This is a genomic window from Thermoflavimicrobium daqui (assembly GCF_003313465.1).
GTDB classification, from domain to species: Bacteria; Bacillota; Bacilli; order Thermoactinomycetales; family Thermoactinomycetaceae; genus Thermoflavimicrobium; species Thermoflavimicrobium daqui.
Map to the genome: position 1 here is coordinate 236794 of NZ_KZ845665.1, position 18388 is coordinate 255181.

An 18388-nucleotide genomic window follows, 5' to 3' on the forward strand; every position below is an offset into this window, starting at 1 on the left:
TTATAATAAAACGATGTGACTTTGTTATTCATAAAGCTTTAAAAGTTGAGTTTTATGATTTAAACACATACAATAAGAAAGAAGTTAGTTTGCTCGGTATGTAAGCATAAAGGAGTACTTATTATGGCTAGAGAGCAAGATATTATTCAGAAATTAACACATATGCGTGTAGGTCAAATTGTTACTTTTTCCACGAAAGAGCCAAATCAGAATTTGGAAGTAGAGCGAATCATCATTGGTATAAATCCTGGATGGGTGATATATTACACTGAAGGTCGAAAGGTTATCCGTGAATTAGATGAGGCAGTTCAATTTATCAGTGAACGTTGGAATTTTGATCTGAAGTCTTTTTTAAAAAAACAGATGATTGCTGTTGATGAAATTGAAGATTTAGGTGAATTTTAAAAAAGCTGAAAGGAGCAGATGGTAATCTGCTCCTTCGGCACTAGGGCTAAGAAATGTTGAAGTGATGAAATCAAACGTCAGAAAAGTTTACTTTTAATTAAAGCTTTAAGCCTTCATTTTGCTTCTTCTGAAGTTGCGATATTTTTGAATAAATATGATTATTTTTCCAGTTAGCTAATTCGCTCATATGTACAATTGAGATAATTAGAACAAGATCAATTTTTGCTGATCCAACTCCTAGGTAAGTAAGTAAAAAGCCGCGAATCGCAATTGTGAAGGATAACTTTTTCCTCGATAGATTAAAGGAGAAGTTGGGAAGCGATGAGCGGCTGATTTAAAGTGTAATATATGGTTTTAACTAGTTGATTAAACTGTTAATTAGTCTTCTTATTTACTAGAAGATACATTGTTTTGTAAGTTGGAAGTGACTTCATGAAATGCACGTGTCCAGTTTTTTTGCATATATTTTTTGGCTCGTTCGTGATCCTGTGATTTAAAGGATTCAATGATTTCATGATGATCTTTGATGGATTCTTCAATAATCCCCTTAGCATGTTCAAAATAAAAGAGTTCATATCGTTTAATGTGTAGATGCAGTACGTGAGTAAATGAACTAATATAGGGGTTTTTGGCTGTATCAATGATCATTTGATGAAATCGCCTGTCCATTTCCAAAATGGAGTGTGGATTTTGCGAATGAACTGCTTTAATAAAGTCTTGATTTAGTTTTTCGAGAGTCTGGATTTTATGTTCATTAATTTGCTTTGCTGCCAGTTCAGTTGCCAATACTTCTAAAGAGGTTAGTGGAAGATAGATATCATGGGCATCTTCTGGCTTTAGTGGAGTAATTCGTGTTTCTTTTCCGGGTTTCATTTCTACAAAGCCTTGCGTTTCTAATATTTGTAATGCTTCGCGAATGGGAGTACGACTCACACCAATCGTTTGGGCTAGTTCGGCATCAATAATTTTTTCTCCAGGTTGTAAGGTGCCATCTGTAATCCAATCTTGTAGCAAAGAAAGTACTTGGTTTTTGGCTGAAGTGCGATGTAGTTTAGGTAAGTCATTGGGGATAGGCATATATAAATCCCTCCTAGCTGATTTACTTTTTATTATAACAAATGCAATATATCGCATAGGAGAATCGTCTGCATTAAAAAAACTGCTGACCATAAATCATGTCAGCAGTTTTTACTCACTCACTCACTTTATTTAAGATCGACTCATAAATACCTGTACCATTTCCATGAATGTGATTTATTTCATCTTGTAATAAATGACGAATCATTTGTCTTTCATCCGTAGTTAAATGTGCATTTAAATCGCGAAACTTTTTTTGTAGTGTACTGATGATAAAAAGATTTTGCCTTGCTTCTTCTTGAGCATTAGGATTTTGAAATTGTTGATGTAGACGTGCTTCTTCCTTTTCGAGACGTTCAGATAGGATGTTCATTTCTTCTAAAGATAGCTGCATACGAGTACCTCCTTACTTTCCTATAAGCTTAAATTTAGTATTTGTGAGGTACATCATCCTCATACATGTAGGGAATGTGATAGATGAAATCTCATCAATGAATCCGTTTTATAAGACTGCTATGGCCTATTTTCTCGCTTCGTTCTTCTTGTATTATTTTTCCTTTTTCCAGAAAAAGAATCACGTCTCCTAGTTTTTTCGCTTCATGGATGTCGTGAGTAACGATGATAAATGGAATCTCCCAGATTTGATGTAAGCGCAATAACTCATCTTGACACTCTAGCCTTGTTTGCTGATCGAGTGCTGATAGAGGCTCATCGAGTAATAGTATAGACGGCTCTGTAGCTAGCGCACGAGCCAAGGCAACGCGTTGTTTCTCCCCGCCAGAAATTTGGTGGGGATACTTAGATAATAAGTGATTAATTTTTAATACTTGAATCAATGATGGAAGGCGAGAGTCGGAGATCGCTTTCTTTTTCGCTTTGATCCCATATGTGATGTTTTTGTAAACGTTCATATGTGGAAATAAGGCATAATCTTGAAATAAATAGCCGATATGACGTTCCTGTGGTGGTAAAGATCGAAGTCCATCTTGAAAAAAGAGTTGATCATTGAACTGGATTTGGCCTGTATCTGGAGTTATTAGCCCTGATATGCAATTTAAAATGGTTGTTTTACCAGAGCCTGAAGGCCCAAATAAAACAAGAATTTCTTGATTCACTTCGAATTGAATATCTAACTGAAACTGTGTAAGCTGCTTGCGGATTTTTACAGATAGCATATATATCATCCTAATTTAGTTTTATTTATGAAGTATTTTTCGGTTTTCTTGTGAATGAATAGTGGTTTGATCATGATTTATAATTACTTACTTTTGTCTAGTCTGATAGCGAAATGATCGCTTGTTCCACCAGTTTAACCACATAATCGCACTAAAACCTAATGCCACAATGATCATAACCCAAAATGTGGCTTTTTCCATATTACCTGCCTCAACAGCAAAATAGATGGCGATCGGAATGGTATCTGTTTTTCCTGGAATATTTCCGGCAAGCATTAATGTCGCACCAAACTCCCCTAATCCCCTCGCAAATGAAAGAACAAGTCCAGCGAGTAGTCCAGGCCAAGCTAAGGGAAAAGAAATAGTCCAAAAGGTACGCCATTTGGAGGCACCCATGGTATAGGCTACTTTTTCAAGTCGATGATCAATACTTTCCATTGCTGCGACTGCACTTTGATACATCAGTGGGAAGGAAACGACAATCGACGCAATCACAGCACCGACCCAAGAGAAAACGACCTGAATTTGAAACCATTCAAGAAGCCACTTTCCGATCCACCCATTTTTACCAAAGAGCAATAATAACCCAAAGCCAACGACTGTGGGAGGTAAAACTAATGGTAGTGTAATGAGTGCTTCTATGACACTTTTACCAAAAAACTGTTTTCGTGAAAAAAGACGCGCTAAGAAAACACCTGTAAAAAAAACAATGACCGTAGAGATTCCAGCTACTTTGAGTGATAAGAATAAAGGAGAATAGTCTTGTGTCATCGTGTTCCCTTCTTTGGAAAAATTCATTATTTAAACCCGTATTTTAAGAGAACTTTCTTTGCTTCTTCACTTGCTAGATAAGATAAAAATGCTTGAGCTTCTTTGGAATGAGTGGACTCCTTAATCATAGCTCCAGGATAAACGATAGGTTTGTGCCACTTAGGGTGGGCCTCTGCTAATATTTTAATATGTTTGGCTACTTTGGCATCACTCATATAAATAACACCTAGATCCGCATTTCCAGACTCTACATATGTAAGAACTTGACGTACATTCGATGCCATCACCAATTTGTTTTTTAGCTTGTCCCATAGGTTTAATTTTTGTAATGTTTCTTTTGCATATCGACCAGCGGGAACACTTTCAGGTTCACCAATAGCAAAATGTTTAATTGAATCCCATTTGATTTGTTCAAAGGAAGTTGCTACAAATGGTGAGTCTTTTTTAGTGATAAGTACTAACTCATTTTTAGTAAAGTCGATCCGAGAAGAATTGATTAGTAAATCCTTGCTTTGTAAATCGTCCATATCTTTTTTACTAGCAGAAAGAAAAATATCAATAGGAGCACCTTGTTCAATTTGTTTGGCTAACTTTCCAGAACCACCAAAGTTATAAATTAATCGGATGTTTGAATGCTTTTTTTCATAGATTGCTTTTAGCTCATTTAAGGCATCGGTAAGACTAGCAGCTGCTGAAATTCGAAGTTCAACTTTTGTAGAGTATTTTTTATCAGAGTGAGTAGAGGATACTGAACAGCTAATAAGAGTGAAAATTAATAGAATCGACATCCATAATAAACTAAGCTTTTTCATTATCGGGTCTCCTTATTAGTTATAAATAGAGAATAATGACAATCCAGGCTTTCCTTTTCAGGTTTGAGGACTTTATTTGCATAAGCAATAGAAATAAAACGAAAAGACAAACCGACTATATGAATTCGACTGTAGACTTAATAAGATATAACTAATTATAACTAGTTATAATTAGTTATATCTTATTAAAGTTTAGCATTCTATTTATTTGAGGGAAATAGTTTTTAGATGATAGAATAGAACAAATGGAGTGTCATATGGAGGACATCATGTCGAAAGATGTTTTATATACAACGGAAGAGATTGCTCAGATCTTAAAAGTGTCAAAGCTGACCGTTTATGATTTGATTAAAAAAGGTGAACTACCTGCTTACCGCGTAGGTAGACAAATGCGCATTGACCCAGAGGACTTAGAAAGATATAAAGCGAAAGCAAAAGGCATAAGTCCAGTTATATCTCCTACAATACCCACGGAGACGAATCCATCACAAAGAGTTAGATCAAGTCATGATGTAGTGATTAGTGGGCAAGATATCAGCTTAGATATTTTAGCTAGACATATGGAGAAATATAGCGATCAATTTCGCCCTTTGCGATCCTACGCGGGAAGTTTAAATAGCTTAATGGCTATGTTTCAAGGAGAATGTGATATAGTCAGTACACACTTATTTGATGGGGAAACAGGTGAATATAATGTTCCATATATCCGACGTATTTTGATGGGGCACCGTTATAAAGTAGTCAATCTTATTTCACGTTGGATTGGATTTTTCGTACAGAAAGGAAATCCAAAAAGTATTCAATCATGGGAAGATTTATTAAAACCAGGGGTACGAATGATTCAGCGTGAGAAAGGATCAGGAACTAGAGTTTTTATTGATGAGCAACTCCACCAAAGAGGAATATCCCCTTTATCTATCTTAGGATCGGAAAGAGAAGAGTATAGTCACCTTAGTGTGGCAGGAGCAGTTGCCAGTAATGAGGTAGATGTAGGAATTGGTATTGAAAAAGCGGCCCTTGTTGTAGGAGTGGATTTTATTCCTTTGATGAAAGAAAGATACGATCTCGTGATTTTAAAGGAGACACACCATCAACATTTAGTGCAAATGATTGAAAAAATACTTACATCTGATGCATTTAAACAGGAGCTAAAGGCGATAGGTGGATATGATGTATCACGAACGGGTCAACTCATTTATGAAACGTACTAAAATCGGTTTATCTAATAGGAAATAGTTAGATATAGTGTAGACTTTAAATATAAAATAGGGCGTGAAGATCCCCACTTCCAATCAATGAGCAGTGGGGATCTTCACGCTTGGACGTACTGATCAAGTAATTTGCTACTAATCCAAATAAAGAGTAAAGTAAATAAGATTTCTATCATCAAATTTCCTATATAAAAAGAGCTAGCTAAACCGCCGAATGTTTGTACAAAAGAAGCTAGTTCTTGATGATTAGAAGATATATTCCCCCACTCAGTTATAGTTTGCACTGGGTTCGAAATAAACAATGGCTTGATAATTCCAGCAGCGAGGAAAAAACCAAATCCAGCAAGAAAATGATTTTTTTCGACTGATTTTGCTAATAAAACGGCACATAGTATAAGAAATCCTGTAGAAAGGGAAGTAGTTAAAACAAAAAGGATAATTTCAACACTATGATGGACTAACCAATCGTAAAAGTAAGATCCCCAGTTTTCTTGACGGATAGAAAAGCCAAACAGGTTTGTGATCAATCCTGGTGATAGCTTCCAAGCGAAGATAGAAATGAAATGTCCTAAGATAAACGAAATGATCAGTAGTAGATAACCTGTAAACATCTTGGCAGAAAGTAATAAAAAGCCATGATGGGGAAGGTTAAGCCAATGAGTGGCTGTATTTCCTCTCCATTCTTTTAAAACAGAATAAATTGCCCAGATACCTAGGTAAACCAGATGGATGACTAAAAAGGAAAAATAGATGACTAGCTTAACACTTGATGAAGGAAGAATCACTACGAAAATGGATGTTAGAGTGAATATCAAAGCATGAATAGTTATCCATATTTTTGAGGCGTGCAGCTCTTTTTGACATAATGTAAACCAAATATTCACCGAGCAACCTCCTTCATCATATGGAGCATACTTTGTCCTTTGGTTTCACGAAGCTCTTCCGCTGAAGCAAATAAATGTAACTGACCTTGATTCAGAAAAATCACATAGTCTAAATAAGGCTCAATTTCACTTACTTCATGCGAAGAGACGATCAGTGTTTGTTTTTCCACTTCAGCAAAGGCAACAAACATTTTTAAAATATCTTCACGTACGACTGGATCTAATCCAGCTAGTGGCTCATCCATTAAAATAAGTGGTACTTGTCGCGATAAAGATATGGCTATGTTTAAACTAGTATGTTGTCCTTTGGATAAGTGTTTGATTTTCGTATGATCGTTTATCTTAAGAGATTGAATGATTTCTGTCGCTTTAGATGGCTGGAAGTCTGGATAAACTTTTGCTGCATAGTGTAACATTTCTTGGACGGTATAAAAATCATAGAGACCTTGATCACCTGCTACATAGGCAACTTGATGATTGATTCGGCGAGAGACGGTATGCCCGTTGATTTGTATTTGTCCCTCATCAGGGCGAATTAGCCCCGCTAATAGGCGGAGAAATGTTGTCTTGCCACTCCCATTCGGTCCGACTAAGCCTATAAATCCGTGTGAAGGAAGAGAGAGGGACAAGCTTTGTATCACTGTTTGATTGTGAAAGCGTTTGGTTGCCCCTGAGATGTTAACCACATGTTGCATTACTTCCCCTCTTTCTTAATGGTTTGAATGATCTGCAGTAAAATTTCTTCATCTGTAAAGCCCATTTGTTGCATGGAGTGATAGAATTGATCGACTTGCTCTTGTGCTAGGGACTTTCTGAGTTGTTGAATTATTTCTTGATTATTTGTTACAAAAGATCCTTGACCTCTCCTTTTTTCAATGATTCCGTCGCGTTCCATATCACTATACGTCCGTTGGACAGTGTTGGGGTTTACGCCGACTTCAACAGCAGTTTCACGAACGGAGGGGAGCTTATCACCTGAACGCAGTACACCTTTACAGATTTTTCGGTAAAATTCATTTTTTAATTGAAGATATATTGGCTGATCATTGGTAAATTTCATCATAATTCTCCCTTAACCTTTACCAACTGTACGAGTTAAATCATACACTATTATATTTAGTTTAGACAAGCAAGAAAAGATCATCCAGTTTTGACTGGATGATCGCACCATTCACTCATATATCTTTTTTAGCAAAGGAATAAAAAGAGAAAATAAAAAGAGGTAGAGCTAAGTTAGCCAGATAAGAATGGAAATCAAAAAGCTAGTGTTTGGAAAGATAGGTAAATCGATGACACCTGATCCGGAAAACATAAGGCCAAATAATATGGGAATGACTTGATTTCTAGAGTAGACAGCAATTGCAAAAACCATACTATTTATTAAAAAAGATCCTGTCACTTTTATTTTTAAAAGTGTAAGTAGCTGAAGCAAATCCTCTATATCACTCATTTGCTTAAATTGAGTAAAGATAGCAGCTGTGATCAGGGATGCAAATAGTACAACAACTAACACGAAAAGTGTATATAAAAGGAACGCAATATACTTAGAAAACAAAATTTGTAATCGTGTAACTGGACGAATAAATAACATTTTGGATGTACCCACGAAAATTCACCATAAATTAACTGAGTAGAGAAAACCATGGATATGAGGATATAAATTTGGATTGGATAACTAAATAGGATTTCCACTGTTTCCCAATATTCACTAAATGATCCTTCTATAAAAAGAAGTAATAAACCCAAAATGAATACAATGGCAAAAGCGATCCATAGCATGATTTTGTTCGATTTTCGACTGTAAATTTTCATATTTTCATTTTGGATAAGTGGATATAACTCCATGTTTGTCGCTCCTATATTACAATTTTACCTGTATCACTATTCATTTTAATATGAGTCCGATTGTCTTTGATATTGCCTGTATATCCTTCAATCTGATTAATTCCAGTCATTTTCCATTGGGTTTGCTTGAGTACTCTGTTTATATTGATGTTCGTTGAGATGAATCCATTCGAAACTAAGCTGAGATAATAAGTGTTTGGCACTTGCTTCACACCAACTTCAATGCTACCGCGGGTGGTATGGAGCTGATTATCATATTTTAACTCCGTCCAATTATTTATCTTAATATTGCCGCTATTACTCTCGATATATATTTTGCTATCTAACTCACCAATTGTAATCGTGCCGATATCCGAACTCGCAATCAGTTGCTGTCCTTTAAATCCTTGTAGTGAAATTCTTCCTAGGCCACTTTTGATCGTTAAAAGGTTAGCTTTTAAGGTTTGGTTACTAGAGATGCTTGACATCTCTGAGACAATTTCAATAGAATGAAATTTTTGATCGGGCAAATAAATATGTAGGGCAATTGAATTGGTTAGTCTTAAAGAGACAGCCCCTATATTTTGATCAAAGCCATGAATTTCTAATACCTGATTCTTTACTGAGATATTGAGTATTGGTTTGCTAAATTGGGAAGTTCTGCCTGAAAGACTTACATGGATTTGCTGATCTTTACTGGTATGGAATTGGATATGGAAAATCTCACTTGAAACTTTTAATTTTTGGATCGTGTTACTTGCTATGACTTTGCTGATATTCTCATTTTTGCTAAAAAAATGCCCCACTATTAATACACTACCAAGATATATAACAAAAAAGCCTAAAATGGTTATCCAAATCATCTTCTGTTTATTCATTGCTACACTTCCTCTTATATATCTTGATGTTGAAAATGAAGCCAGCATATCCATAACAAAACGATATAAAATACAAGCCAAACCAATAAAGAAATAGTTAAGTTGAATACTGGAATAACTGGTATCAATGGATTGGTAACCATCATGAAAATGATTGAGACTAAAATGGAAAGAAAATGGTTTCGAGAAAGTAGTGCGGCAAGAAAGGCAACACAGATATAAATTAGAAAAGAAAATAGCTTGAGCCCGATCTGTAGTAGAAATGGGAAAAGTAATGGAGTCAGATTTGAATCGTTAATTCCAGCAGCTAGTGTAGCGATAATGATCGCGATGATACTGCTTACAAGCAATCCATAGAGGGAGAAAGCTAAAGCAGTCAGGTATTTAGATAGCAATATTTTTGCACGCGAAGGCGAATGGATTAACAGTAGCTTAATCGTTCCCCAAGAAAATTCACTAGTCACTAATTGCGGTGAAATAATAAGAGTTAGAATTAAAGTAATTTGAAAACCGAAGCTGAATGTTCTTATCATAATGTCCTCAAAAGTAAACATTTGTTGCTTTTCTGTGTTATTTTCCATAGATAACTTACGAATATAGTTACGTAGTTCACGAATTCCAGCTGAATCAAGTCCATTGGTAGGCTCATCTAAAATTAAGAGTGAGGGAGAGTGAAGTAAAGCTTGAGCTAAACCTAAACGTTGGCGCATTCCTAATGAATAGGTTTCTACTTTTTCATATATCCGGTTCGCTAAGCCTACCAGCTGAGTTACTTCCATTATTCTTTGATGTGCGACTCCTTTATTCATACAAGCAAAATGCAATAGGTTATTATAACCGGACAAAAATGGATACATATCTGGATTTTCTACAATGGCTCCTACCTTAGAAATAGCATGTGAAAAATCTTTCTCTAAATGATAGCCTTGAATAAAAATACTACCTTTTGTTATAGAGGAAAGCCCTACTATCATGCGAATGGTGGTTGTTTTGCCAGCCCCATTGGGTCCCAAAAAGCCAAATACTTCTCCTGAAAAAATATCTAAAGATAGATTATCTACAATCACACGCCCATTAACTACTTTACTCACATTTTTTAATTGAAGAATGGGTTCCAATTTTACGTCACCTCCATATTCTATAGTTACATAGTGTACTATTAATATAGTACACAGTGGGATAAAAAAAGTAGAACATGGTTCTATGAGGAAAGATTATCTCTATGAAGCGTTCTTACGAGTGATTAGGGCTCCAATTCCTGAAATAATACCAATTCCAATGGCTCCAATGAAACTAAAAATAAGATTTTTATCTTCTAAGGTAAGATAGAGAACTCCATTAAATAAAAGGGAGAAGATAGATAAAAGGAACAACCACTTACAAATTTGATAGGACAAAGTCTTTTTATTCATCATATTCACCTCGGTTCTTATTTAACTGTACTATTGTGATAATACACTATATATTTTGGAGAGACAATAGGTAAAAATGTGACAGGTTTTTTTCTTTGAACTCTTTCAAAATCAAACATTATAATCTATAATATAGTTAATATTCCGTTACGGTAGAATATTCTACCGAATCCGTTATGTGGACTATTTGCTTAATAATATCTAGCGAATGGATTATCCCAAATAACGGACTTATCACATGATTATGATTAATGGTTAGGAGGTAGATGTAATGGCATCACAAAGTGTCAAGAAAGTCAAAATCTCTCCGTTGCTTGTAGTCTTGGGAATGCTCTTCGGGTTAACTAGTACAATGATATTCGCTCAAATTGCTTCTGCCCATGGCTACATTGAGTCTCCAGCGAGTCGTTCATATCTATGTAAAACAGGTCAGAACAAAAATTGTGGTCAAATCCAATGGGAACCTCAGAGTGTAGAAGGCCCTGGATCGTTCCCGCAATCAGGTCCGGCAGATGGTCAAATCACTGGTGCTGGTCGTTATCCAGAATTATATGCACAAACGACAGATCGGTGGTCTAAAGTTAATATTACAGGTGGGAAGAATACCTTTAAATGGTATTTAACAGCTCCGCATAGTACAAAAGAATGGAAATATTACATTACCAAAAAAGGTTGGAATCCTAATAAACCTTTAGCTCGTGCTGATCTTGATCCAGTATTCTGTTACTATTATGATGGTGGCAAAAGACCTCCAAATACGGTTACACATGAATGTAATGTACCCACTGATCGTAGTGGATACCACTTGATTCTAGGTGTTTGGGAAATTGCAGATACGGGCAATGCCTTCTATCAGGTAATAGATGCTAATCTAATTAATGGTAGTTCAAGTGTCCAATTCCCTGCAGTACCTAGTAAAAATTTTTAGGTAATTAACTGAGGATGCTGTTCGACCATACTAATAACCAGAGAAAATCATTTCTAATGTAAGAGAGACTTTCTCCCAGTAGGACAGAGTTGATTAGATGGGAATATAAGGGAAAATGCTAAGAGGTGCATTGAGAGGTTACGAATAGACAAGAGATATTTTAATTTATCATTTATGAAGGATAATAAGCTGCTACTTAAGAGGAGGGCTATAAAAGCTCTCCTTTTTTGTATGCGTTAACAAATCATAATAGATAGATCATAATGAAAAAGAAGATTTATGATGGATAAAATCTTATAGAGCATGTTGCATAAATCGAGTTAAAACCCTTGTTCTACCTATTCCAAGAGCAAATCGTGTTTGAAACGAGTGACTTTTGTACCAGCCTATAGCGGAAGCGAGTTCAAAAGTGATGAGCGGTTGGTTTATGTAACAACCTCTGATAATTATATTATAGTTGATCTAGTTGTTCAGAGTGTTTTTTAAGCTTTATACAGTAACATATCTATTTTACAATGAATCTTGAACCCCATTTAACGAATATTTAATTAAATTAAATTTAATCTAATTATTAACCTCTTTTTACATCTCAATAAGTAACAAAGATAGAAAGTTATGTTATACTTTTATATGAACATTATTAATTAAAAGATAGTCCAGATATTTTGTAATGGGCGGAATAGTAGTTAACTTATTAAATTACAGACTTCGATGCTTAAAAGGAGGCAAGGTAGGTAATGAACAAACGCTATCCTTTAACCGAGGCTCAAAAAAGAATGTGGTATACGGAATCGATTTTTCCTGATACAGGTGTATCGAATGTTGTTGGACGAATAAAGTTTCAGGATGTAAAGATTGATTTGATGCAGAAAGCGATTCAATTAATTATTTCTCATTATGAGATATTGCGTGTCAGACTATTCCCGCAAAAGGGCATGGAGCCTACTCAATACATATTCGAAGATTCATCGGTTGATTTAACACTCGTGGATTTAAGTGATTATAAGAAGGAGCGATTAGAAGAATGGTTTCAAGAGAAAGCCAAAGCTCCTTTTTGTCTTTATCATTCAAATCTCTATGATTTTGTTCTAGTAAAGTGGAAAGCAGAAATGTTTTTATTGATAAAGTGCCATCACATCCTATTAGATGGAATTTCAATTAATCTATTGGCACAAAAGATTATAGAGACTTATGAACGACTTCATCAGGGTCTTTCGATCGAGATGACTCGTTCATATGGATTAACGCAATATATCGAATCGGAGACAGAATACAAAGAGTCTAAGCGGTTTCTTAAAGATCAGCAGTTTTGGCATAGTGAATTTGAGACGATTCCTGAATATTTATCAACACGTGTAGATGAATTATATAGAAAGAGTATCGTAGCCAATCGGAGAGCGTTTGTCATTCCACCAGATTTAAAGCAACAGATGGAGTTGTTTTGTCAAGAACACAAAACCAGTATGTATACTTTGTTTATGTCTGTACTTTTTATTTATTTTTCTCGTATTTACAATGAAAAAGAGATCATACTGGGTACTTATGTTGGTAATCGGAAGCGTAATGAGCGTGATGCACTTGGTATGTTTGTCAGTACGGTACCTTTTCGTATAGCAGTAAGTGACCACCTGCCCATTTTGGAATGGCTACAGAGCCTGAACCGTAAACAGATGAAGATTTTCCGTCATCAGAAATATCCATATAATCAATTGATTCAGGATTTACAACATCAAGGACATGATGTGAAACAGCTTTTCACAGTTGGTATTGAATATCAAGAGTTAACAACAGAAGGAGATCAAATATTTAGTGGATATGACTTCTATGAGATCAATGTTCACATCAAAAATTTGATTCAGACAGATCAACTTGTACTAAATGTTGATTATCGACAGGAAGTATATCAAGAGGATGAAATTGAACTGCTGGTTGAACGTCTAATTACTCTTATCAAAGAGATTATTCAGTATCCTTACAAAAAGATCGCACACTTCGAAATTTGCACAGAGTTAGAGAAACGTAAACAGATGGTCGAATGGAATCGTACGAAAGCAGATTTTCCAAAGGATCAAACCATTCAGGAACGATTTGTAGAACAAGTAATGAAAACTCCAAATAACATCGCTGTTGTATACAAGAAAGAGAAACTGACGTATCAAGAGCTACATGAACGATCGAACGTAGTAGCGCAAGTATTAAGACAACAGGGTGTGAAGCCAGGTGACCGAGTTGGATTATTAATGGAGAAATCGCTTGACTTAATTATAGGAATGCTAGCGATTCTCAAATCAGGCGGAACATATGTGCCTATTGATCCTGAGTATCCACTTACGAGAATTCGATATATGTTAGATGACAGCCATGCACAAACGATTTTAAGCCAATCTTCTTTGATCGAAAGATGGAATATGAAAGGTGAATGGTCAAATAAGTGGTTGGATATTCAAGAGATCAATCAAGTAGAGTTTGAAGCTTCCAATCTACTATCAACCAATCAATCGACCGATTTAGCCTATGTGATTTATACCTCAGGCACAACTGGACAGCCAAAAGGTGTCATGGTTGAACATCAAGGTGTAATCAATCTGGTTGCATATAGCCAAAAAGAATGGGGCATTCAATCTGGTGATCGGATCGGACAAGTTGCGAGTATTGCCTTTGATGCTTCTGTTTGGGAAGTGTATGTCAGTCTATTAACAGGTGCGAGCCTCTACTTGATTCCAAAGGAAACAATTCAGGATACGTCAAGATTTGAGGACTATGTAAGTGAACAAAAGCTGACAGTACTTTCTCTCTCAGCTACCTATTTAAACCAATTGAATTCAGAAAAAATGATGGGTCTTTCGCATTTACGTAAAGTCTTAGCCATTGGTTCAGCTAGTTCTCTGGATCTCGCTAGAAAATGGAAAGGAAAATACGTTAATGCTTATGGACCTGCTGAAGCAACGGTTTATGCGACCATGTGGCAAGGAGATGGAGAAATCAACTCCCTTTCTTATGCACCAATTGGAAGACCGATTATGAATGCTAAAGTTTATATTGTAAATGAACACATTCAATTACAACCGATTGGTATTCCAGGTGAGCTATGTATTGGTGGGATTGGTCTGGCTCGAGGCTACTTAGGGAAACCAGAACTCACTGCTGAAAAATTTGTTCCAAGTCCCTTTGTACCAGGTGAAAAATTATATCGGACGGGTGATTTAGCTCGGTATTTACTTGATGGAAATATTGAGTTTTTGGGCCGAATGGATCATCAAGTCAAAGTACGAGGTTATCGGATAGAACTAGGAGAGATAGAATCGGTACTCTTCGAACATCCAAATGTAAAAGATGTTGCTGTTCGAGATTGGAAAGATGAACAGAATGAAACATATTTGTGTGCTTATGTGGTATTGGATGACACAGTGTCAAGTAGTGAGTTAAAGAAATATATAGGACAAAAGTTACCCAGTTACATGATTCCATCCTTTGTTATAGAGATGGAAGAAATACCACTGACTCCCAATCGTAAAGTGGATCGAAAAGCATTACCTAAACCAGATAGCACAAAAATTCAAGAGGATTATGTACCACCTGTTACAGATATGGAAAAGCAGTTAACCCGTATTTGGCAACAAGTATTGAATATAGAAAAAATCGGTATAACCCATTCCTTTTTCGAATTAGGTGGAAATTCAATTAAGGCCATTCAATTGGTGAATAAGCTAAGCAAAGAACGAATTGTCGTTACGGTACAGGATATTTTTCGTTATCCCACGATTGCCGAGTTAAGCCTGCATGCGTATGAAGAAGAGTCAGACGAGCTTTATTTACCAACTGTTGTAGAAGATGAAGAAAACTTCTATCAACCATTTTCCTTAACAGAAATACAGTTGGCTTACTTACTTGGGCGTAATCAGCATTTTGAGCTGGGTGGAGTAGCAACGCACAGCTATTTGGAATGGGAAACCTCTTTGGATATTCGACGCTTTAATCAATGTTTACAGCAAGTTATTCGACGTCATCCCATGTTACGTGCTGTAGTGTTACCAAATGGAACCCAACGGATCCTTTCTGAGGATTTGACTTATCCGATTGAAATAGAGGATTTAACAGGGTTAAGTCTTGAAGAACAGGAGCAGCGAGTACTTGCTGAGCGTTCTCGTATGTCACACCAAGTATTTCCATCTGAAAAGTGGCCGTTATTTGAATTCAAAGCTTTCCGTTTGAATGAGACTTCACATCTACTTTGTTGCAGTTTTGACGTGCTGGTTATGGATGGGGCAAGTTTGCGTATCTTTTGGAAAGAATTGATGGAGTTATATCATCAGCCGGACTTGCTACTTCCTTCATTAAGTTTGACCTTCCGTGATTACATGTCGGCTTACCAGAAAATGAAACAGAGTAAGAAATACGAGGAAGCCAAAAATTATTGGTTGAGTAAGCGGGAGGACTTTCCAACTGCGCCGATCCTACGTATGCGGAGAAACCCGAATGATATTACACAGCCTCGTTTTAAAAGCTTGTACCAAACGATTAGTCAAGATCAATGGAAGAAAATCAAGCAATGGGCACAAAGAAATCAAGTAACGCCCTCAGCGCTGCTTTGTACGGTATATGGTGAGATCTTGGCTCATTGGTCTAATCAGAGGCGACTAGCGATCAATTCAACGGTATTTAATCGTTATCCCGTTCATTCTCAAGTGGAGCAGATTATCGGTGATTTTACTTCCTTGATTTTGTTAGATCTTGATTTGCCGCCAGATCAGTCGTTTGTCCATAAAGTCAGGAAGACACAAGAGACGATGATGGAAGGCTTAGAGCATCGCTATTATGATGGTGTTCGCTTTCTTCGAGATCTGATGCAGGTGAATCAAATAGAAACAAGGGCTTTGATGCCAATCGTCTTTACCTCCTTGCTTCTCGATGATGATGGATTTAATTGGAATGACATAGGTACCCTGCGCTACATGACGGCACAGACACCTCAGGTTTATCTGGATTATGTAGTGACAGAGCAGAATGGCGAGTTGGTTATAATGTGGAATTATGTGGAGGAGTTATTTGATCAGGACATGATCAAAATCATGTTTGACCAATATGTATCCATGATGGACCAGCTAGCAGAAAAAGGCGAGATCACTCCTTTACAATTAACCCAATCAGAGCAAACCTTGCTTACGCAATATAATCAAACGAAAGAGGAACTGCGAAAAGCAACTTTACATCAATTATTTGTCGAGCAAGTTCAGCGTACACCAAATCAATTGGCTGTAGTATTTGAACATCAAAGTATCACCTATCAGGAGCTAGATCGACGCTCCAATCAAGTAGCTTATTATTTACAACAACAAGGAATGGGTGTCGGTGATCGAATCGGTGTGTTAGCTATCCGTCAAGTGGAAACGATTGTCAATCTATTGGGAGTGATAAAGGCTGGAGCGGCTTATGTACCAATTGATCCAGACTATCCAAAGGATCGACAAGACTACATCTTAAATCATAGTCAATGTCGGGAATTGATTACCCCAGATCTGTACCACAAACAAAGCCTTAATGAAGTTCCAGATCATGAAGTGAGAAGCGATGTCACACCAGAAGATGTGGCATATATCATCTATACTTCGGGTAGTACAGGGAAGCCAAAAGGTGTCGTTGTTTCTCATGAAGCGGTAACCAATACCATTCAAGATATCAACCAGAAGTTTGGCGTTAGCGAACTAGATCGAGTGATTGGAATTTCATCCATGTGTTTTGATCTTTCAGTCTATGATATTTTTGGCACGTTAAGTGCGGGAGCAACCCTTGTAATGGTGAAAGACCAACGTGATGTACATCAGTTAGTCGAAACAGTGAATCAATATGAAATCACGATCTGGAATTCAGTTCCAGTGATTATGGATCTCGCTTTAGAATCCGTTGACTCACACTTTGAAAATAACTCGTTACGTTTAACTTTGTTAAGTGGTGATTGGATTCCTCTTACCCTTCCGGCAAAGGTAGCGCAACATTTTCCACATGCTGAAGTGATTTCGCTGGGGGGAGCGACAGAAGCTTCGATTTGGTCGATCTATTATCCTATTCATGAAGTAAAACAAGAGTGGAAGAGTATTCCTTATGGAAGACCGCTAGCAAACCAGCAGTATTATGTATTGAACGATCATTTGCAACCTTGTCCTATTGAAGTTGAAGGTGAGTTGTTCATTGGAGGGAGTGGTTTAGCGGTAGGTTATTTATTTGATAAAGAGAAGACAAAGCAAGCATTTATCCAACATCCGAAACTAGGTAGACTCTATCGCACAGGAGACTACGGGCTTCTTCATCGCGATGGCTATATCGAATTTTTAGGACGAAAAGATCATCAGGTCAAGATTCAAGGTTACCGAGTGGAATTGGAAGAGATCAGTAATACCTTGCTGACCAAGTGGTCGATCACACAGGCCGTTGTCGTTGATGATACGGAAGAGGGTAGAAAAGTGCTTGGTGCTTATTTTGTGGCCGAAGAGTTGATCGATGGATCAGAGTTGCGTGACGAGCTTACTCGTTTGTTGCCCAGATATATGGTTCCTGCTTACTTTGTACAGTTAGAGAGCATGCCCTTAAATCCCAATGGAAAGATTGATCGGAATGCTCTTCCCAAACCAACCGGAATTTCACACAAACAAATCGAATATGTAGGCCCACGGAATGAGATAGAAGCGAAGCTTGTATCTGTATGGGAGCAAGTTTTAAAGGTGGAGCAAGTAGGTATTCGTGATGACTTTTTTGCATTCGGTGGGGACTCCATCAAGGCGATCCAGATCATCCAGTTACTTGCCAAAGAAGAGCTTACTCTCAGTTTAAATCATTTTTTTAATGCATTAACGATAGAAAAAATGGCTCCTTATCTTGAGGACAGGAAGTCCGTCGATCAGATGAACCATTGCTTGGAAGAGATTGAAACGGAAAGAACATCAAGGAAATTGAGCGATGAAAGCCTTTCAGCGGAAGAGTTAGCATATATTCAAGATATTTTTGCAGATGAATAAG

At 36.8% G+C, this 18388-nt stretch carries 16 protein-coding genes and 1 pseudogene; 5 read left to right on the top strand and 12 right to left on the bottom strand.

Annotated elements, in window-relative coordinates; translation table 11 throughout:
• Positions 1 to 123: 123 nt before the first annotated feature.
• Positions 124 to 405, top strand: a complete 282-nt coding sequence (locus tag DL897_RS06790) for a hypothetical protein (RefSeq protein WP_113658390.1) — start codon at positions 124 to 126, stop codon at positions 403 to 405.
• 387 nt (positions 406 to 792) lie between these two features.
• Here the strand turns inward: DL897_RS06790 and DL897_RS06795 are convergent, their stop codons facing one another.
• The 5 genes from DL897_RS06795 to modA form a co-directional block, all read right to left on the bottom strand.
• Complete coding sequence (locus DL897_RS06795) at positions 793 to 1482, bottom strand: GntR family transcriptional regulator (RefSeq protein ID WP_113658391.1); 690 nt, start codon at positions 1480 to 1482, stop codon at positions 793 to 795.
• A 115-nt stretch (positions 1483 to 1597) separates the two neighbouring features.
• Positions 1598 to 1876, bottom strand: a complete 279-nt coding sequence (locus tag DL897_RS06800) for a hypothetical protein (protein WP_113658392.1) — start codon at positions 1874 to 1876, stop codon at positions 1598 to 1600.
• Between the two features lie 94 nt (positions 1877 to 1970).
• Positions 1971 to 2657, bottom strand: coding sequence for an ATP-binding cassette domain-containing protein (locus DL897_RS06805; RefSeq protein WP_113658393.1), 687 nt, complete (start codon positions 2655 to 2657; stop codon positions 1971 to 1973).
• A gap of 87 nt (positions 2658 to 2744) precedes the next feature.
• Positions 2745 to 3428 (bottom strand): molybdate ABC transporter permease subunit, encoded by a 684-nt coding sequence (gene modB / locus DL897_RS06810; protein WP_113658394.1) that lies wholly within the window; start codon positions 3426 to 3428, stop codon positions 2745 to 2747.
• A gap of 26 nt (positions 3429 to 3454) precedes the next feature.
• Positions 3455 to 4240 (bottom strand): molybdate ABC transporter substrate-binding protein, encoded by a 786-nt coding sequence (gene modA, locus DL897_RS06815; protein ID WP_113658395.1) that lies wholly within the window; start codon positions 4238 to 4240, stop codon positions 3455 to 3457.
• 269 nt (positions 4241 to 4509) lie between these two features.
• Between modA and DL897_RS06820 the strand changes: the two genes are divergently transcribed.
• Entirely contained in the window at positions 4510 to 5451 is a 942-nt protein-coding gene (locus DL897_RS06820; protein WP_113658396.1) for a helix-turn-helix transcriptional regulator, read from the top strand.
• A 101-nt stretch (positions 5452 to 5552) separates the two neighbouring features.
• Here the strand turns inward: DL897_RS06820 and DL897_RS06825 are convergent, their stop codons facing one another.
• From DL897_RS06825 to DL897_RS06855, 7 genes are all read right to left on the bottom strand, one after another.
• Complete coding sequence (locus DL897_RS06825) at positions 5553 to 6335, bottom strand: hypothetical protein (RefSeq protein ID WP_113658397.1); 783 nt, start codon at positions 6333 to 6335, stop codon at positions 5553 to 5555.
• Positions 6332 to 7030 (bottom strand): ABC transporter ATP-binding protein, encoded by a 699-nt coding sequence (locus DL897_RS06830; protein ID WP_113658398.1) that lies wholly within the window; start codon positions 7028 to 7030, stop codon positions 6332 to 6334. The genes DL897_RS06825 and DL897_RS06830 overlap by 4 nt, the downstream gene beginning before the upstream one ends.
• Entirely contained in the window at positions 7030 to 7395 is a 366-nt protein-coding gene (locus DL897_RS06835) for a GntR family transcriptional regulator (RefSeq protein ID WP_240627291.1), read from the bottom strand. The genes DL897_RS06830 and DL897_RS06835 overlap by 1 nt, the downstream gene beginning before the upstream one ends.
• Before the next feature lie 168 nt (positions 7396 to 7563).
• Positions 7564 to 7941, bottom strand: coding sequence for an ABC transporter permease (locus DL897_RS06840; RefSeq protein WP_113658400.1), 378 nt, complete (start codon positions 7939 to 7941; stop codon positions 7564 to 7566).
• 250 nt (positions 7942 to 8191) lie between these two features.
• Positions 8192 to 9037, bottom strand: coding sequence for a DUF4097 family beta strand repeat-containing protein (locus tag DL897_RS06845; protein WP_168188690.1), 846 nt, complete (start codon positions 9035 to 9037; stop codon positions 8192 to 8194).
• 14 nt (positions 9038 to 9051) lie between these two features.
• Complete coding sequence (locus DL897_RS06850) at positions 9052 to 10155, bottom strand: ATP-binding cassette domain-containing protein (protein WP_113658402.1); 1104 nt, start codon at positions 10153 to 10155, stop codon at positions 9052 to 9054.
• A 102-nt stretch (positions 10156 to 10257) separates the two neighbouring features.
• Positions 10258 to 10449, bottom strand: coding sequence for a hypothetical protein (locus DL897_RS06855; protein WP_113658403.1), 192 nt, complete (start codon positions 10447 to 10449; stop codon positions 10258 to 10260).
• A gap of 271 nt (positions 10450 to 10720) precedes the next feature.
• Between DL897_RS06855 and DL897_RS06860 the strand changes: the two genes are divergently transcribed.
• The 3 genes and pseudogenes from DL897_RS06860 (at position 10721) to DL897_RS19125 (ending at position 18387) form a co-directional block, all read left to right on the top strand.
• Positions 10721 to 11377, top strand: a complete 657-nt coding sequence (locus tag DL897_RS06860) for a lytic polysaccharide monooxygenase (RefSeq protein ID WP_113658404.1) — start codon at positions 10721 to 10723, stop codon at positions 11375 to 11377.
• A gap of 737 nt (positions 11378 to 12114) precedes the next feature.
• Positions 12115 to 15144: pseudogene (locus DL897_RS19120) on the top strand (non-ribosomal peptide synthetase); the annotation flags it as partial.
• Positions 15145 to 15252: 108 nt separating this feature from the next.
• Positions 15253 to 18387, top strand: coding sequence for a non-ribosomal peptide synthetase (locus DL897_RS19125; protein ID WP_476718219.1), 3135 nt, complete (start codon positions 15253 to 15255; stop codon positions 18385 to 18387).
• Position 18388: the final 1 nt, after the last annotated feature.